Raw genomic sequence first — 14,803 nt, forward strand, 5'->3', positions numbered from 1 at the left:
CCAGGCGGTGATTGCCGGGCGATGCCCGATGTGTAAGGTGCACAGCGTTTTGTCCCGTTGACCTTAGGGAGACCCACGTGGGAGGCTCCGCGCCCACCGCCCGCTCCGGCGGCATCGTCAGCGTGATGGCGGTGGCCGGCATCGTCGCCTCACTGATGCAGACCCTGGTGGTGCCGCTGATCGGCGAGCTGCCGAACCTGCTGCACACCAGCGCGTCGAACGCCTCGTGGGTGATCACCGTCACGCTGCTCGCGGGAGCGGTCACGACCCCGGTCACCGGGCGGCTCGGCGACCTGTACGGCAAGCGCCGCATGATGCTGGTCTGCGCGGCGCCGTTGATCGCGGGCTCTGCCGTCTGCGCGATGGCCGGCTCCCTGACCCCGATGATCATCGGGAGGGGCCTGCAGGGCATGGGCATGGGCATGATCCCGCTGGGCATCAGCGCCCTGCGCGACCTGCTGCCGCCCGAGCGGCTCGGACCCTCCATCGCGCTGCTGAGCTCGTCGATGGGGATCGGCGGCGCGCTCGGCCTGCCGGTCGCGGCGGCGGTCGCCGAGTATGCGAGCTGGCGGATGCTGTTCTGGGGCTCGGCGGTGCTGAGCGTGCTGGTCGCGGTGCTGATCTGGCTCCTGGTGCCGGCCGCGGCCACGCGGACGTCCGGCAGGATCGACGTCGCCGGCGTGCTCGGTCTGGGCACCGGGCTGACGTGCCTGCTGCTGGGCGTCTCCAAGGGCGCCGACTGGGGCTGGGCGAGCGGCACCACGCTCGGCCTGCTCGCCGCCGCGCTGGTCGTGTTGCTGCTGTGGGGCTGGTGGGAGCTGCGCGTCAGCGCCCCGCTGGTCGATCTGCGCGTCACCGCGCGGCGGCAGGTGCTGCTGACCAACCTGGCCTCGATCGTGGTCGGGTTCTCGATGTACGCCCAGGCGCTGATCGTCATGCAGATCCTGCAGCTCCCCGCGGCCACCGGCTACGGCCTGGGCCAGTCGATGCTGGCGGCCGGCCTGTGGAGCGCCCCGTCCGGACTGGTGATGATGGCCGTCTCGCCGCTGGGCGCGCGCCTGTCGGCCGCCCGCGGCCCCAAGGTCACCCTGATCGCCGGCAGCCTGGTCATGGCGCTCGGGTACGGCTCGTCGACGGTCCTGCTGGGCTCCACCTGGGGCCTGCTGGTCGTCACCTGCGTGTGCAGCATGGGCGTCGGCCTGGCCTACGGGGCGATGCCCGCCCTGATCATGGGCGCGGTCCCCCGTTCCGAGACCGCCGCCGCCAACAGCTTCAACACGCTGATGCGCTCCATCGGCACCACGGTCTGCGCCGCGGTGGTCGGCGTGGTCCTGTCGCAGATGACCATCCGGCTGGGCGGGCACCTCCTGCCGTCGGAGGGCGGTTTCCGCGCCGGAATGCTGATCGGCTGCGCCGCCGCCCTCGTCGCCGCCGCCGTGACCATGGCGCTCCCCGCACGAGCGGCGGGCCGTACGGCCGGGCAGGACGTCCCCGCCGAGCCCGTCACCGTCACGAAGCCCTGACCCGTCACCGATCGGCCGTGCCGGGCGTTTCGCCGAAACGGCGCGTCGCCACGAGCGCGGCCAGGTCCGGCGCGAGGCGGAGCTCGGCCGCGTCCAGCCCCGGGTGGCCGAGCCAGTGCATCCGCGTCTGGTCGACGGCGCCGCCGAACCGCGGCGGCCAGTGCCGGGCCGGGGTCAGGTCGTCGATGACCAGTGTGCCTCCCGGCGTCAGCAGCCGGTGCGGGTCGGCCGGCCGCTCGCCGCTCTTGCCCTGGCCGCCGCCGTCGAGCACGAGCAGGTCGTACGGCCCGTCGCGACAGATCTCCCGCCAGTCACCGTGGATCACCGAGACCTGCGGGTGATCGGCGAAGACCTGGGCGGCCAGGGACGCCAGGCGTTCGTCCCGTTCGACGCTGACCAGCCGGGCCCCGGGCCCGGCGCCCGAGGCCAGCCATGCCAGGCCCACTCCGCATCCGGTGCCGGTCTCCCCGATCGTCTCGGCACCGCCCGCCAGGGCGTACAGCAGCCGCCCCTGCTCCGGGCGGCAGGAAGGCGCGAAGCCCGCCTGCCGGGCCACCCGGACCGCGCGCTCCACCAGCGGAGGCAACCCCGTGAGGCCGGCGTACGCCGCCGTACCGTCGATCGACATCTCCCAAGCCTAGTGACGCGCCTGCCAGGTCTCGGCGGCATCGACTATGCTCATCGTGTTCGCAAAATGAACCGATGTTCGCATAGCGAACAAGAAGGGAACGTCATGGGTTCGGCCTTCCTCTATGCCGCGGCGCGCACGCCGTTCGGCAGGTTCAACGGCGCGCTCGCGGACGTCCGCCCGGACGACCTGGCGGCCACCGCGTTGCGCGGCGTCCTGGCGAAGCTCCCCCGGCTGGATCCGGCGGAGATCGGTGACGTGGTGTGGGGCAACGCCAACGGCGCGGGTGAGGACAACCGCAACGTGGGCCGGATGGCCGTGTTGCTGGCCGGGCTGCCGGTGACCGTCCCGGCCACCACGGTGAACCGGCTGTGCGGATCGAGCCTGGACGCCGCCATGATCGGCTCGCGGACCGTCGAGAGCGGCGACGCCGACGTCGTCGTCATCGGCGGCGTGGAGTCGATGACCCGGGCGCCGTGGGTGCTCCCCAAGCCCTCCCGGGCCTTCCCCGCCGGGGACGTGACCGCGGTCTCCACCACGCTCGGCTGGCGGCTGGTGAACCCGCGCATGCCCAAGGAGTGGACGGTCTCCCTCGGCGAGGCCAATGAGCAGCTCGGCGAGAGGTTCGGCGTCTCCCGCGAGCGGCAGGACGCCTTCGCCGCGCGATCCCACGCGCTGGCCGACGCGGCCTGGAACGACGGCTTCTACGACGACCTGGTCGTCCCGGTCGAGGGCGCGGACCTCACCCGCGACGAGGGCATCCGGCCCGGCACGACGCCGGAGATCCTCGCCGGGCTGAAGCCGGCCTTCCGCCCCGGCGGCGCCATCACGGCCGGCAACGCCTCGCCGCTGAACGACGGCGCGTCCGCGGTCGTGCTCGGCTCGCAGGCCGCCGCCGACCGGATCGGCGCCGACCCGATCGCCCGCGTCGCCGGTCGCGGAGCCTGCGCGCTCGAACCCCAGATGTTCGGGTACGCGCCGGTCGAGGCGGCCAATCAGGCGCTGCGCCGGGCCGGCATAGGCTGGGACGACGTCGGCGCCATCGAGCTGAACGAGGCGTTCGCCGTGCAGTCGCTCGTCTGCCTCGACGCGTGGAAGGTCGATCCCGCGATCGTCAACACCAGGGGCGGCGCCATCGCCATCGGCCACCCGCTGGGCGCCTCGGGCGGGCGCGTCCTCGGCACGCTCGCCCACGTGCTGCGCGAACGGCGGCAGCGGTGGGGTGTGGCCGCGATCTGCATCGGCGTCGGCCAGGGCCTGGCCGTCGTGCTCGAGAACGTGAGCGCGGCATGACCGCCGTCTTCACCGACCCCGAAGAGGCGGTCGCCGGCATCGCGGACGGCTCCACCGTCCTGATCGGCGGCTTCGGGATGGCCGGCATGCCCGTACAGCTCATCGACGCGCTGATCCGGCAGGGCGCGACCGATCTGACCGTGGTCAGCAACAACGCGGGCAACGGCGACACCGGCCTGGCGGCGCTGCTCGCCGCCGGGCGGGTACGCAAGATGATCTGCTCGTTCCCGCGCCAGAGCGACTCGTGGGTCTTCGACGGCCTCTACCGTGCGGGGAAGATCGAGCTGGAGGTCGTCCCGCAGGGCACCCTCGCCGAGCGGATGCGCGCGGCCGGGGCCGGCATCGGCGCGTTCTACTGCCCCACCGGGGTCGGCACGCCGCTGGCCGAGGGCAAGGAGACCCGCACCATCGACGGCCGCGACCACGTGCTGGAATATCCGATCAAGGGTGATGTCGCCCTCATCGGCGCACACGTCGGCGACCGGATGGGCAACCTCGTCTACCGCAAGACCGCGCGCAACTTCGGGCCCGTCATGGCGACCGCCGCGAAGCTGACGATCGCGCAGGTGCACCATGTCGTCGAGACCGGCGAGCTGGACCCCGAGACCGTGGTCACCCCCTGCATCTACGTCGACCGCATCCTGGACCTGAGCGCGGCGGAGGGAAGCCTGTGACCAGCACCGTGGAGCATCTCGACCGGGGCCCGCTCGGCCGCGACGAACTCGCCGCCCTCGTCGCCCGAGACATCCCGCCCGGGTCCTTCGTCAACCTCGGCATCGGCCAGCCGACGACGGTCGCCGACCATCTCCCGGCCGGCTCCGGGGTCGTCCTGCACACCGAGAACGGCATGCTCGGCATGGGGCCCGCCGCGCACGGCGACGAGATCGACCCCGACCTGATCAACGCCGGCAAGATCCCCGTCACCGAGCTGCCGGGCGCCTCCTACTTCCACCACGCCGACTCCTTCGCGATGATGCGCGGCGGTCACCTCGACGTGTGCGTGCTCGGCGCCTTCCAGGTCTCCGAACGCGGCGACCTGGCCAACTGGCACACCGGCGCCCCCGACGCCATCCCCGCCGTCGGCGGCGCGATGGACCTGGCCACCGGCGCCAAGCAGGTGTTCGTCATGATGACGCTGTTCACCAAGGACGGCACGCCCAAGCTCGTCCCCGAATGCACCTACCCCCTCACCGGGCTGGCCTGTGTGAGCCGCGTCTACACCGACCTCGCCGTCTTCCACATCGGCCCCGGAGGCGTCACCGTGGCCGAGACGTACGGCACCAGCGTGGCCGACCTCGCCTCCCGCCTGGAGGTCGCCGTACGCCCCCTGGGCCGGGAGCCATGATGGGACGTACGCTCCTGGGCCGGGAGCCATGATGGGACGAAAGGGACGATAGTCTCACCCCGTGAGTAAGCGAGCAGTCCTTGTCACCGGCGCCTCGCGCGGGATCGGACGGGCGATCGCGATGGCCTTCGCCGCCGCCGGCGACCGCGTCGCGATCCACCACCGCGGCTCTCCCGACCTGGCAGAACGGCTCCGGGCCGAGCTGCCGGGAGAGGGTCACGCCGTCGTCCAGGCCGACGTCTCCGATCCCGCCGAGGCGCGGCGCATGGTCGAGGAGGCCGCCGACTCCCTCGGGACCATCGACGTGCTGGTCAACAACGCGGGGGTCTTCCTGCACCACCCGGTCACGGAGACCTCCTACGAGGAGTGGCAGGCGGCATGGCGCGAGACGCTGGCCGTCAACCTCGTCGGACCGGCCAACGTCATCTGGAACGCCGTACGGCACATGGGTCAGGGCGGCAGGATCGTCAACGTCTCGTCGCGCGGCGCCTTCCGCGGGGAGCCGAACAGCCCCGCCTACGGCGCCAGCAAGGCGGGCCTGAACGCCCTGGGCCAGTCGCTCGCCATCGCCCTCGCGCCGCTCGGCATCGCCGTGGCGACGGTGGCGCCCGGCTTCGTCGAGACCGACATGACCAACGAGCATCTCAAGCCGCCGCGAGGCGACGAGATCCGCGCCCAGAGCCCGTTCGGGAGAGTGGCGCGGACCGAGGAGATCGCGGCCGCCGTCCTCTATCTGGCGTCGCCGGACGCCGAGTGGGCCAGCGGCGCGATCGTCGACCTGAACGGCGCCTCCTACCTGCGCAGCTGAGCCGCGATGCTCAGTTGGGCGTCCCGTGCTTGACCAGGACCTTCTCCAGCCTGCTCACGACCGGTCGCCAGGTCTGAGGCAGGCTGTAGCGGGTCGCCCGGTGACCCTTGTAGGCCAGCCGGTAGGCGATGAAGTCGGCCCCCGGCGGCCGGGCCTGCGAGCGCCCGAGCCGCAGGTGCTTCAGCGAGCCGCGCAGGCCGCGCCATTCCGCCGCGGTCAGGCACTTGCGGACCGTGGGGCCGGTGCGGCGGCTCAGCACCGCGCAACCGTCCGTGTAGACGGCGACCCGGTTGCGCAGCCCGGCGAATCCGCCCTCCTCCCGCAACTCCACGAGCAGCTTCCTGTGCGCCGTGTCTGTGTGCGCCGTGTCTCTGTGCGCCGTGTCTCTGTGCGCCGTGGCCGCCTCGGCGGGAGCGGTGACGGCCAGCACGGACAGGGCCGCCAGCGGCAGCAGCACGGTACGCGACATCCTCATGCCCTCTATGACGGATCACGGCGCCCTCCGGCTCACCGAACACGCCGGCGTGCAGCGCGGCCGATGCCGGGCGGACGGAATGGTGGACAGCGCACTACACGCGCTGGAGGCGGCGGACTCCCTGGCCGGGGCGCCAGAGGTCCATGACCATGACGGACCCCTCTATCCGCGTCAGCACGACCTCCCGGATGTCGGCGATGAAGAAATGCGACTCGCTGAAGGCGTCGGGACCGAGGCCGCGCGCGGCCAGCATGGGCGCGATCCGGTCTCGATCGGCGACCTCGACCGCATAGCCGGACAGCTTCGTGTCCCCGCCCGGCGAACCGGCGGAACCGGCGGAACCGGCGGAACCGGTGGCATCGGCGGCATCGGCGGCATCGGCGGCATCGGTGGCATCGGTGGCATCGGCGCCGTCGAGGAGCACCGGAGGGCCGTGCAGTGCGAAGCGCGGATCACGCCGCAGGTCGCGCGCCTTCAGCGCACCGGGCATCGACCCGAACCACAGCTCGTCGCCGACGATGTACGCCTCGATGCCGCTGACCCGTGGCGAGCCGTCCTTGCGCAGTGTCGCGATGGTCTTGTGCTTGTGCGACTCGAACGACTCCCGGACCCGGGCGGCGAACTCCGGCGCGGATTCGGCGACTTCACGCCATCTGGCCATGTGGTGCGGCACCTCCATGCGATCGCGGATCAGCGATCAGCCTGCCAGGCGGCACCGACAAAACCGCCAGGGGAGTTTGCGTACAAACGGGCTTCGGCGCGACCGGCCTTCACACTTGCCGGGGCATACGTGATGAACGCCGTCCTTCCGTTCCGGAGAGTGCACGACGGCGACCATCGCTAAGAGGAGATGCCGGATGAGTGTGAACGAGCAGGTCCTGAGCTACCCGATCCCCAGCGACGCGGCGCTGGATCCGCCCGCGGAGTGGGCCGAGCTGCGCGGCAAGTGCCCGGTGGCCCATGTCACGCTGCCCAGCGGCGACCGGGCGACGCTGCTGACCCGCTACGAGGACGTCAAGCGGGTGCTGGCCGACCCGCGCTTCACCCGTCAGCTCAACGCGCCCGACGCGGCCCGGCTATCGGCGGACGGCGGCGGGGTGTTCAGCAGCGAGATGGCGGCGATCATCCCCGACAGCGGCGAGGAGCACCAGCGCTGGCGGCGCCTGGTCGGCAGGTGGTTCACCGCCAAGCGCATGAACGCCATGCGGCCCGCCATGGTCCAGATCGCCGAGGATCTCATCGACGACATGGTCAAGCGCGGCTCGCCGGGCGACCTCAGGGCGGGCCTCGGCTTCCCGCTGCCGGTCTACGTGATCTGCGACATGCTCGGCGTGCCGGCCGCCGACCGCGACCGGTTCTCCTACTGGTCCGACACGCTGCTCAACCTGACCCGGTATGGCAAGGCCGAGACCGATGCCGCCCAGGGCGAGTTCTTCCAGTACATGTCCGGCCTCGTCGCCGCCAAGCGCGCCGCCCTCGGCGACGACATGCTGAGCGAGCTCATCACGGCCGGCGGCCCCGAGGACGGCGGGCTGTCCGACATCCAGATCCTGGTCACCGGAATGGCGCTGCTGGTCGCAGGGCACGAGACCACCGCCAACATGATCGGCAAGATGATCGCCATGCTGCTGACCGACCGCTCCCGGTGGGAGCGGCTGCTGGCCGATCCGTCGCTGGTCCGCACCGCGGTGGAGGAGTCGCTGCGCTTCGACGCCAACGCCGGGGTCGGCCTGCCCCGCTATCTCAACGCGGAGACCGAGGTCGGCGGCACGATCCTGCCGCGCGGCACGACCGTGGTGTGCAGCATGGCCGCCGCCAACCGCGACGAGACCGCGTTCGAGAACGCCGGCGAGATGGACCTGACCCGCAGCCCGAACCCCCACCTGGCCTTCGGCTCCGGCGCGCACTCCTGCCTGGGGCAGGCGCTGGCCCGCACCGAGCTGCAGGTCGCCCTGGAGGTGCTGCTGCGCAGGCTGCCGACGCTGGAGCTGGCCGTACGGGTGGAGGAGCTGGAACGCGTGGAGGGGCTGGCCGTCGGCGGCCTGCGCGAGGTCCCGGTCCGCTGGTGACCCCGGTCACGGCACTCGATCGCCATGGAGGAATGGACATGAAGGTCATCGTCGACGAGGCGAAGTGCTGCGGCGCCGGGCAGTGCGCGCTGATCGCCCCGGAGGTGTTCGACCAGCGCGACGAGGACGGCATCGTCGTCCTGCTGGAGCCCGAGCCCGCCGAGGACCGGCACACCGCGGTCCGCGAGGCCGCCGCCGTCTGCCCCGCCGGGGCCGTTCACGTGGACGAGGATGCCTGAGCCGTACGTCACGGGGCGTGCCCGCCGGGAGACGGGCACGCTCCCCTGTGGTGGCCGGCCGGGAAGTCCGCACGCCGTCGGCGCAAGAACCGCATATATCCGAACATTTCGATATTCAGACTTGTTACTTCGTAGTAGGCACGTACGGCGTCCGCCATGAGGCCAAAATGCATGCATCACGGATGCGGAGGACATGGTGGCGGGCAGGATCACCCCGGCGGCGGGCCGGTATGGCGGAAGGTCGGCGGCCGAACGGCAGGCCGAACGCCGCGGGCGTTTCTTGAAAGCGGGCCTGGACCTGTTCGGCGCCGGCCCCGGCTACCGCGCCACGAGGATCGCCGACGTGTGCCGCGCCGCGGGCCTGTCCAGCCGCCAGTTCTACGAGGAGTTCCGCAGCCTGGAGGACCTGCTGGCCGAGCTGCACCTGTACATCAACGACGTCGCGCAGCGGGCCGTCCTCGACGCCCTCCCCCAGGTGCGCCACCTGGAGCCCATCGACCGCTGCACCCGGCTGTTCCGCGCGTACGCCACGGGGGCCACCGCCGACCCCCGCCACACCCGCATCGCCTTCGTGGAGGTCATCGGGGTCAGCCCCCGGCTCGACCGCCAGCGCCTGGACCGCCGCGCCCGCTGGATCGACTTCATGTGCGAGCAGCTCGACGACGCCGCCGCCCGCGGCGAGATTCCCCCGCGCGACTTCCGCGTCACTGCCGCCGCGTTCGTCGGGGCGGTCAACGGGCTCATGCACGACTGGGCCGTCGGCTGGGTCGACGCCACCCGCGACCAGATCGTGGACGAGCTCCTGCTCATGCTCCTGGGCCGCCTCCAAGCCCCCGACGAGCACATCTGAAAAGGGCCGGCCTCGGGATAAACGGTGGCGGCCACTCCCCCGTGGCGTGAGATCCTGCATCACCCACCGCACCCCCCGGACGACCACGCGGACGACCACGCGGACGACCACGCGGCGGGAGTCTGAGGAGAGACCGGCATGAGCGACAGGACCGCGCTCGGCGACCGCATGAAGGCGTACGAGCGGGCCACCAGGAGTGTGCTGCCGCGCCGGGCGTACACGATCCTGCGGGTGGACGGGCGGGCGTTCCACACCTTCCTCCGGGACGCCCGGCGGCCGTTCGACCCCGCGGTCATGGACGCCATGAACGAGGTGGGCAGGGCGCTGTGCGAGGAGATCACCGGCAGTGTGTTCGCCTACGTGCAGTCCGACGAGTGCAGCGTCCTCGCGACCCCGGACGGGAAAGGCGGAGACCGTCCTCGCCGAGCGGTCGTGGTGGGAGGCGCGGGCGGCGCCCCACTTCACCGCGGACCCCGCCGGATGGCTCGCCGCCGTCATCCCCGTCATGCCGTCGCCGACCGCGGGAAGGACCTCATGACCGCGGGGAGGCGCTCATGAGCGCCGGAAGGACCTCATGACGCGGCGTCTCGTCCGCCGGCGCGCGGCGGCGCCGTGCTCTCGCGGACGACCAGCCGGGTGGGGACCAGCTCGGTGCCGGGCCGGGACGTGCCGCCCTCGCGGATCTGCCGCAGGACCCCCTGGACGCACCGCCGCCCCACCTCGGCGAAGTCCTGGTGGACGGTCGTCAGCGGAGGCACGAAGCAGGAGGCGTCGGGGATGTCGTCGAAGCCGACCACGCTGACGTCGGCGGGCACCGCCAGCCCCCGCTCGTGGAAGGCGCGCAGCAGGCCGAGGGCCATCTGGTCGTTGGAGGCGAACACCGCCGTGCAGCTCGGCTCGGCGGCCAGCTCCAGCCCGGCCTCGTAGCCCGACTCCGCCGACCAGTCGCCGTGCAGCGGCGGGGGCACGGGCCGCCCGGCCTCCCGCAGGGCCACGCGCCAGGCCTGCTCGCGGCGCTGGCTGGCGAAGGACGTCTGGGGGCCGGTGACGTGCCAGACCGTCTCATGCCCCAGGTCGAGGAGGTGGCGTACGGCGAGCCGGGCGCCTTCCGCCTGGTCGGTGTCGACGACGCTGTAGCGGTCTCCGGCGTCGGAGTCCACGACGACGACGTGGACTCCGGGAGGAAGCGTCACCGTGCCGGCGTCGAGCAGGTGGATCTCGATGATGACGATGACGGCGTCGACCGCCAGCTCGCCCATCCTGGTGAACGCGCCCAGCACGTTGTCCTGGGTGGGGATGCCGATGGGGATCAGCGTGATCGCGTAGCCCTCGGCCGCGGCGTGGGTGGCGATGGCCTCCACGGTGCGGCTGTTGCCGGTCGAGGCCAGCCCGAAAAGGATCACGCCGATCGTGTTGAACTGGCCGTAGCGCAGCGCCCGGGCGGCGCTGTTGGGGCGGTATCCCAGCTCCCGCATCGCCGCGAGCACCTGTTCGCGGGTCGCGCCGACGACGCCGGGGTGGCCGTTGGCGACCCGCGAGACCGTCTGGGACGAGACGCCCGCGAGCTTGGCCACGTCGGCCATGGAGACCCGCTGCTTGCGGCGCCCGCCCGGGATGCCCGAGCCGCCCCGCTGTGCGCCGCCGACCGCCGCCGGCGCCTGCCGGGCCGGGCCGTCCGGATTCATTCCTGTGTCGCTCCCGCCTGCTCGCCCTCGTCGCCGGAGATCGTACGCCGTGATCCACCGGGGTGTGACCTGGGGAGCCTCTTGACCTCTCGTGGGACGAGTGCCACCATACCGCAGCAGAAGTTTACGTAAACATAACCTCGGCGACTCAGGAAATCACCCTCTGTCACAACTGGGCGGGACTCGTTCGATCATGATGTTTACGTAAACATGCTCGCGATGTTCACGTAAACAGGAGAGTCACGGCCGGTAACCACGCCGCGGAGAGGAGCGAGCCGGTGGTCTCGGAAGGGTATTCGAACGTCCGGGGAGGGTTGGCCGGCAGAGGCCGATCATGGATCGGCTGGCAGTTCGTCGGGCCGTTCATGGCGGTCTTCGCGCTGGTGTTCCTGGCTCCGATCGCCTACTCGATCTACCTGAGCCTGTTCCGCACCCGGCTGATCGGCGGGACGTCCTTCGTCGGGGCCGACAACTACCTCGACGTCCTGCAGGACCCGCAGTTCTGGTCGGCGTTCGGGCGCGTCGCGCTCTTCCTGGTCGTCCAGGTGCCGATCATGCTGTTCCTCGCGCTGCTGGTCGCGCTCGCGATCGACAGCGGCAGGCTGTACGGCACGGCGTTCTTCCGGATCTCGGTGTTCCTGCCGTACGCGGTGCCCGCGGTCGTCGCCACGCTGATGTGGGGCTTCATGTACGGCGCCAGGTTCGGCCTGATCGGCAACATCAACGAGGCGTTCGGGCTCTCACTGCCCGACCCGCTGTCGCCCGACCTGGTCCTGGCGTCCATCGGCAACATCGTGACCTGGGAGTTCGTGGGTTACAACATGCTGATCCTCTATTCGGCGCTCAAGGTGGTGAACCCCTCGCTGTACGAGGCCGCCGCGCTCGACGGGGCGGGCCAGCTCCGGATCATCTGGGCGATCAAGCTGCCCGCGCTGCGCGGCGCGCTGGTGATCGCCACGATCTTCTCGATCATCGGCAGCTTCCAGCTGTTCAACGAGCCGAGCATCCTCAAGACGATCGCGCCGAACTCGGTCACCACCTACTTCACGCCGAACTTCTACGCCTACTCGCTGTCCTTCGCGGGCCAGCAGTTCAACTACTCGGCGACGGTCGCCATCGTCATGGGGATCATCACGATGATCGTCGCCTACATCGTCCAGCTGCGCGGCATGCGGAAGGCGGTCTGAGCCATGGCGACCTCCACTCCCAGGGCAGGCCGGGCGTCCCGGCCGGCGGCGGCCACGGGCCGCGGCCCTCTGGTCATCCGGCGGCGCCGATCCTCGCAGGGCCGCCGCAGCGCGACGCTGACCGTGCTGACCGCGCTCATGCTCGTCTACACGCTGCTCCCCCTGGCGTGGCTGGTGATCAACGCCACCAAGACCCAGGAAAAGCTGCTGGGCTCCTTCGGCCTGTGGTTCAGCGGCGACTTCGCCCTGTTCGACAACATCCGCACGACCTTCACGTACAACGACGGGATCTTCGTCCGCTGGCTGCTCAACACCCTGCTGTACGTGGTCGCCGGGGCGGGCGGCGCGACCCTGCTGGCGACGCTTGCGGGCTACGGGCTGGCAAAGTTCGACTTCCCCGGCAAGAAGGCGGTGTTCGCCGTGGTCATCGGGGCGGTGGCGGTGCCCGGCACCGCGCTCGCCGTGCCCACGTTCCTGATGTTCGCGAAGATGGGCCTGACCGACACCCCGTGGTCGATCATCATCCCGTCGCTGGTCTCGCCGTTCGGCCTCTATCTGATGTGGACCTTCGCCAACGACGCCGTACCCAAGGAGATCCTGGAGTCGGCGCGGGTGGACGGCTCGGGCGAGTTCCGCACCTTCTTCCGCATCAGCCTGCCGCTGCTGGCGCCCGGCCTGGTCACGGTCCTGCTGTTCAACGTGGTCGCGACCTGGAACAACTACTTCCTGCCACTGATCATGCTGAAGAACCCCGACTGGTATCCGCTCACGGTCGGCCTGAAGGAATGGAACCAGCAGGCCCTCACGGCGGGCGGCGAGGCCGTCTTCAACCTCGTGATCACCGGTTCGCTGATCACCATCATCCCGCTGATCGCGGCGTTCCTGCTGCTGCAGCGCTACTGGCAGTCGGGCCTGGCCGCCGGAAGCGTCAAGGAATGACGGGCGGCGCACGGCACCGCCCCTTCGACGTCTGTCTCCTCGGATAACCCAGAAAGGCACATCCCATGGCGATGAACCGCCGTCACGCCCTGCTGCTGGGCGCGGCCCTGACCGTGTCGCTCACCGCCGCCGCCTGCGGCTCCGGCGACGACGGCTCCTCCTCGGGCGCCGGCGCGGCCGCCCCCGCGGCGTCCGCGGCCGTCTCCGACGCCGACATCCAGAAGGCCCTCGACACCGGCGGCTCCATCACCGTCTGGGCGTGGGAGCCGACGCTCAAGCAGGTCGTCGCGGACTTCCAGGCCAAGTATCCGAAGGTCAAGGTCAACCTCGTCAACGCGGGCACCGGCAACGATCAGTACACCGCCCTCCAGAACGCGATCAAGGCCGGCTCGGGAGTCCCGGACGTCGCCCAGGTGGAGTACTACGCCCTGCCGCAGTTCGCCCTCGCCAAGTCGGTCACCGACCTCGCCACCCTGGGCGCGGGCAAGCTCGACGGCACCTTCACCCCCGGCCCGTGGAGCTCCGTCCACGTCGGCAACGGCATCTACGGCCTGCCCATGGACTCCGGCCCGATGGCGCTGTTCTACAACAAGGACGTCTTCGACAAGTACGACCTCAAGGTGCCCACCACCTGGGACGAGTACCTGGCGGACGCCGAGAAGCTGCACCAGGCCAACCCGAAGGCGTACATCACCAACGACACCGGTGACGCGGGCTTCGCCACCAGCATGATCTGGCAGGCGGGCGGCAAGCCGTACACGGTCGACGGCACCACGGTCGGGATCGACTTCGCCGAGCCGGGCACGCAGAAGTTCACCGGCCTCTGGCAGAAGCTGATCGACGGCAAGCTGGTCGCGCCGACCAGCAGCTGGAGCGACGCCTGGTATCAGGGCCTGGGCGACGGCACCATCGCCACCCTGGTCATCGGCGCCTGGATGCCCGCCAACCTCGAGTCCGGCGTCAAGGCCGGGGCAGGCAAGTGGCGGGTCGCGCCCATGCCGCAGTGGGAGGCCGGTGGCAGGGCCACCTCCGAGAACGGCGGCAGCTCGCTCGCGATCCCCGAGGCCAGCGCCAACAAGAACCTCGCCTACGCCTTCCTCAAGTACGCGAACGTCGACGAAGGGGTGCAGACCCGGGTGGACGGCGGCGCCTTCCCCGCCACCACCGCCCAGCTCCAGGACCAGAAGTTCCAGGACAAGGAGTTCCCCTACTTCGGCGGCCAGAAGGTCAACCAGGTGCTCGCCGAGTCGGCCTCCCAGGTCGTGAGCGGCTGGTCCTACCTGCCGTTCCAGGTCTACGCCAACAGCATCTTCAACGACACGGTCGGCAAGGCGTACACCTCCTCCACCCCGCTGCAGGACGGCCTGAAGGCCTGGCAGGACGCCTCGCTGAAGTACGGCGAGGAGCAGGGCTTCACCATCAAGTAGCGGTCGCCGAGGTCACCGGCCCGTCGCCGCCGCCGTTCCGCGGGGGAGCACAGCGACAGCGACGGGCCGGGGCGAGCTTCAAGGCGGTGCCCTCACGGCGGTGCCCCCAACGTCATGGTCCCGGAGGCATGGCCCCCGCAGCCATGGCCCCGCAGCCATGGGCCCGGAGTCATGAGCCCGGAGTCATGGCCCGAGGCCGCTCCCGGCCGACGCGTCCCTCGCACCGCCCACCGCCCGCGCCCACCGCCCGCGCCCACCCTCGCAACCTCACAACGCGCCATCGCGACCGAAGCGTCGCAACCGCAAGGCCGCGACCGCAAGGCCGCGACCGCAAG

General features: G+C 71.1%; 16 protein-coding genes. 12 read left to right on the forward strand and 4 right to left on the reverse strand.

Going from position 1 to position 14,803, the window contains the following annotated elements:
* Positions 1 to 77 precede the first annotated feature (77 nt).
* Positions 78 to 1,523, forward strand: coding sequence for an MFS transporter (locus tag OHB01_RS31235; RefSeq protein ID WP_328854377.1), 1,446 nt, complete (start codon positions 78 to 80; stop codon positions 1,521 to 1,523).
* Between the two features lie 4 nt (positions 1,524 to 1,527).
* Here OHB01_RS31235 and OHB01_RS31240 read toward each other — a convergent pair whose 3' ends face one another.
* Positions 1,528 to 2,151, reverse strand: a complete 624-nt coding sequence (locus OHB01_RS31240; RefSeq protein WP_328854378.1) for an O-methyltransferase — start codon at positions 2,149 to 2,151, stop codon at positions 1,528 to 1,530.
* A gap of 105 nt (positions 2,152 to 2,256) precedes the next feature.
* On the opposite strand from OHB01_RS31240, the gene OHB01_RS31245 reads away from it, so the two are divergent.
* The 4 genes from OHB01_RS31245 (at position 2,257) to OHB01_RS31260 (ending at position 5,597) form a co-directional block, all read left to right on the forward strand.
* Entirely contained in the window at positions 2,257 to 3,444 is a 1,188-nt protein-coding gene (locus OHB01_RS31245; RefSeq protein WP_328854379.1) for a thiolase family protein, read from the forward strand.
* On the forward strand, positions 3,441 to 4,118 hold the full coding sequence (locus OHB01_RS31250; protein WP_142649668.1) for a 3-oxoacid CoA-transferase subunit A: 678 nt from the start codon (positions 3,441 to 3,443) through the stop codon (positions 4,116 to 4,118). The genes OHB01_RS31245 and OHB01_RS31250 overlap by 4 nt, the downstream gene beginning before the upstream one ends.
* Positions 4,115 to 4,789, forward strand: coding sequence for a 3-oxoacid CoA-transferase subunit B (locus OHB01_RS31255; protein WP_328854380.1), 675 nt, complete (start codon positions 4,115 to 4,117; stop codon positions 4,787 to 4,789). Before OHB01_RS31250 ends, OHB01_RS31255 begins: the two co-directional genes overlap by 4 nt.
* 61 nt (positions 4,790 to 4,850) lie before the next feature.
* The gene (locus OHB01_RS31260) at positions 4,851 to 5,597 is read left to right on the forward strand and encodes an SDR family NAD(P)-dependent oxidoreductase (protein ID WP_142649670.1); all 747 of its coding nucleotides are present in this window, start codon (positions 4,851 to 4,853) and stop codon (positions 5,595 to 5,597) included.
* 10 nt (positions 5,598 to 5,607) lie between these two features.
* Here the strand turns inward: OHB01_RS31260 and OHB01_RS31265 are convergent, their stop codons facing one another.
* Positions 5,608 to 6,072, reverse strand: coding sequence for a hypothetical protein (locus tag OHB01_RS31265; RefSeq protein WP_328854381.1), 465 nt, complete (start codon positions 6,070 to 6,072; stop codon positions 5,608 to 5,610).
* A gap of 94 nt (positions 6,073 to 6,166) precedes the next feature.
* A complete protein-coding gene (locus OHB01_RS31270) occupies positions 6,167 to 6,751 on the reverse strand; it encodes a pyridoxamine 5'-phosphate oxidase family protein (protein ID WP_328854382.1) in 585 nt (194 codons plus the stop codon).
* A 178-nt stretch (positions 6,752 to 6,929) separates the two neighbouring features.
* Between OHB01_RS31270 and OHB01_RS31275 the strand changes: the two genes are divergently transcribed.
* The 4 genes from OHB01_RS31275 (at position 6,930) to OHB01_RS31290 (ending at position 9,788) form a co-directional block, all read left to right on the forward strand.
* A complete protein-coding gene (locus OHB01_RS31275) occupies positions 6,930 to 8,141 on the forward strand; it encodes a cytochrome P450 (protein ID WP_328854383.1) in 1,212 nt (403 codons plus the stop codon).
* 38 nt (positions 8,142 to 8,179) lie between these two features.
* Positions 8,180 to 8,380 (forward strand): ferredoxin, encoded by a 201-nt coding sequence (locus OHB01_RS31280; protein ID WP_142649674.1) that lies wholly within the window; start codon positions 8,180 to 8,182, stop codon positions 8,378 to 8,380.
* Positions 8,381 to 8,573: 193 nt separating this feature from the next.
* Positions 8,574 to 9,230 carry a TetR/AcrR family transcriptional regulator gene (locus OHB01_RS31285; RefSeq protein WP_142649675.1) on the forward strand — a complete coding sequence of 219 codons (657 nt, stop codon included), beginning with the start codon at positions 8,574 to 8,576 and terminating at the stop codon, positions 9,228 to 9,230.
* A 138-nt stretch (positions 9,231 to 9,368) separates the two neighbouring features.
* Positions 9,369 to 9,788, forward strand: coding sequence for a tRNA(His) guanylyltransferase Thg1 family protein (locus OHB01_RS31290; protein ID WP_142649676.1), 420 nt, complete (start codon positions 9,369 to 9,371; stop codon positions 9,786 to 9,788).
* Between the two features lie 14 nt (positions 9,789 to 9,802).
* Here OHB01_RS31290 and OHB01_RS31295 read toward each other — a convergent pair whose 3' ends face one another.
* Complete coding sequence (locus OHB01_RS31295) at positions 9,803 to 10,915, reverse strand: LacI family DNA-binding transcriptional regulator (RefSeq protein WP_205830648.1); 1,113 nt, start codon at positions 10,913 to 10,915, stop codon at positions 9,803 to 9,805.
* Between the two features lie 314 nt (positions 10,916 to 11,229).
* Between OHB01_RS31295 and OHB01_RS31300 the strand changes: the two genes are divergently transcribed.
* From OHB01_RS31300 to OHB01_RS31310, 3 genes are all read left to right on the forward strand, one after another.
* Positions 11,230 to 12,102 carry a carbohydrate ABC transporter permease gene (locus OHB01_RS31300; RefSeq protein ID WP_240971772.1) on the forward strand — a complete coding sequence of 291 codons (873 nt, stop codon included), beginning with the start codon at positions 11,230 to 11,232 and terminating at the stop codon, positions 12,100 to 12,102.
* 3 nt (positions 12,103 to 12,105) lie between these two features.
* Positions 12,106 to 13,041, forward strand: coding sequence for a carbohydrate ABC transporter permease (locus OHB01_RS31305; protein ID WP_142649677.1), 936 nt, complete (start codon positions 12,106 to 12,108; stop codon positions 13,039 to 13,041).
* A 65-nt stretch (positions 13,042 to 13,106) separates the two neighbouring features.
* A complete protein-coding gene (locus OHB01_RS31310) occupies positions 13,107 to 14,468 on the forward strand; it encodes a sugar ABC transporter substrate-binding protein (RefSeq protein ID WP_328854384.1) in 1,362 nt (453 codons plus the stop codon).
* Positions 14,469 to 14,803 lie beyond the last annotated feature (335 nt).

It is taken from the genome of Microbispora hainanensis (assembly GCF_036186745.1).
Taxonomy (GTDB): domain Bacteria; phylum Actinomycetota; class Actinomycetes; order Streptosporangiales; family Streptosporangiaceae; genus Microbispora.

Bases quoted from the DNA above. Each gene is read 5' to 3' on its own strand.
- OHB01_RS31240 (WP_328854378.1), bottom strand. From the start codon at position 2,151: ATGTCGATCGACGGTACGGCGGCGTACGCCGGCCTCACGGGGTTGCCT.
- OHB01_RS31245 (WP_328854379.1), top strand. From the start codon at position 2,257: ATGGGTTCGGCCTTCCTCTATGCCGCGGCGCGCACGCCGTTCGGCAGG.
- OHB01_RS31250 (WP_142649668.1), top strand. From the start codon at position 3,441: ATGACCGCCGTCTTCACCGACCCCGAAGAGGCGGTCGCCGGCATCGCG.
- OHB01_RS31265 (WP_328854381.1), bottom strand. From the start codon at position 6,072: ATGAGGATGTCGCGTACCGTGCTGCTGCCGCTGGCGGCCCTGTCCGTG.
- OHB01_RS31270 (WP_328854382.1), bottom strand. From the start codon at position 6,751: ATGGAGGTGCCGCACCACATGGCCAGATGGCGTGAAGTCGCCGAATCC.
- OHB01_RS31275 (WP_328854383.1), top strand. From the start codon at position 6,930: ATGAGTGTGAACGAGCAGGTCCTGAGCTACCCGATCCCCAGCGACGCG.
- OHB01_RS31280 (WP_142649674.1), top strand. From the start codon at position 8,180: ATGAAGGTCATCGTCGACGAGGCGAAGTGCTGCGGCGCCGGGCAGTGC.
- OHB01_RS31285 (WP_142649675.1), top strand. From the start codon at position 8,574: ATGGTGGCGGGCAGGATCACCCCGGCGGCGGGCCGGTATGGCGGAAGG.
- OHB01_RS31290 (WP_142649676.1), top strand. From the start codon at position 9,369: ATGAGCGACAGGACCGCGCTCGGCGACCGCATGAAGGCGTACGAGCGG.
- OHB01_RS31295 (WP_205830648.1), bottom strand. From the start codon at position 10,915: ATGAATCCGGACGGCCCGGCCCGGCAGGCGCCGGCGGCGGTCGGCGGC.
- OHB01_RS31305 (WP_142649677.1), top strand. From the start codon at position 12,106: ATGGCGACCTCCACTCCCAGGGCAGGCCGGGCGTCCCGGCCGGCGGCG.
- OHB01_RS31310 (WP_328854384.1), top strand. From the start codon at position 13,107: ATGGCGATGAACCGCCGTCACGCCCTGCTGCTGGGCGCGGCCCTGACC.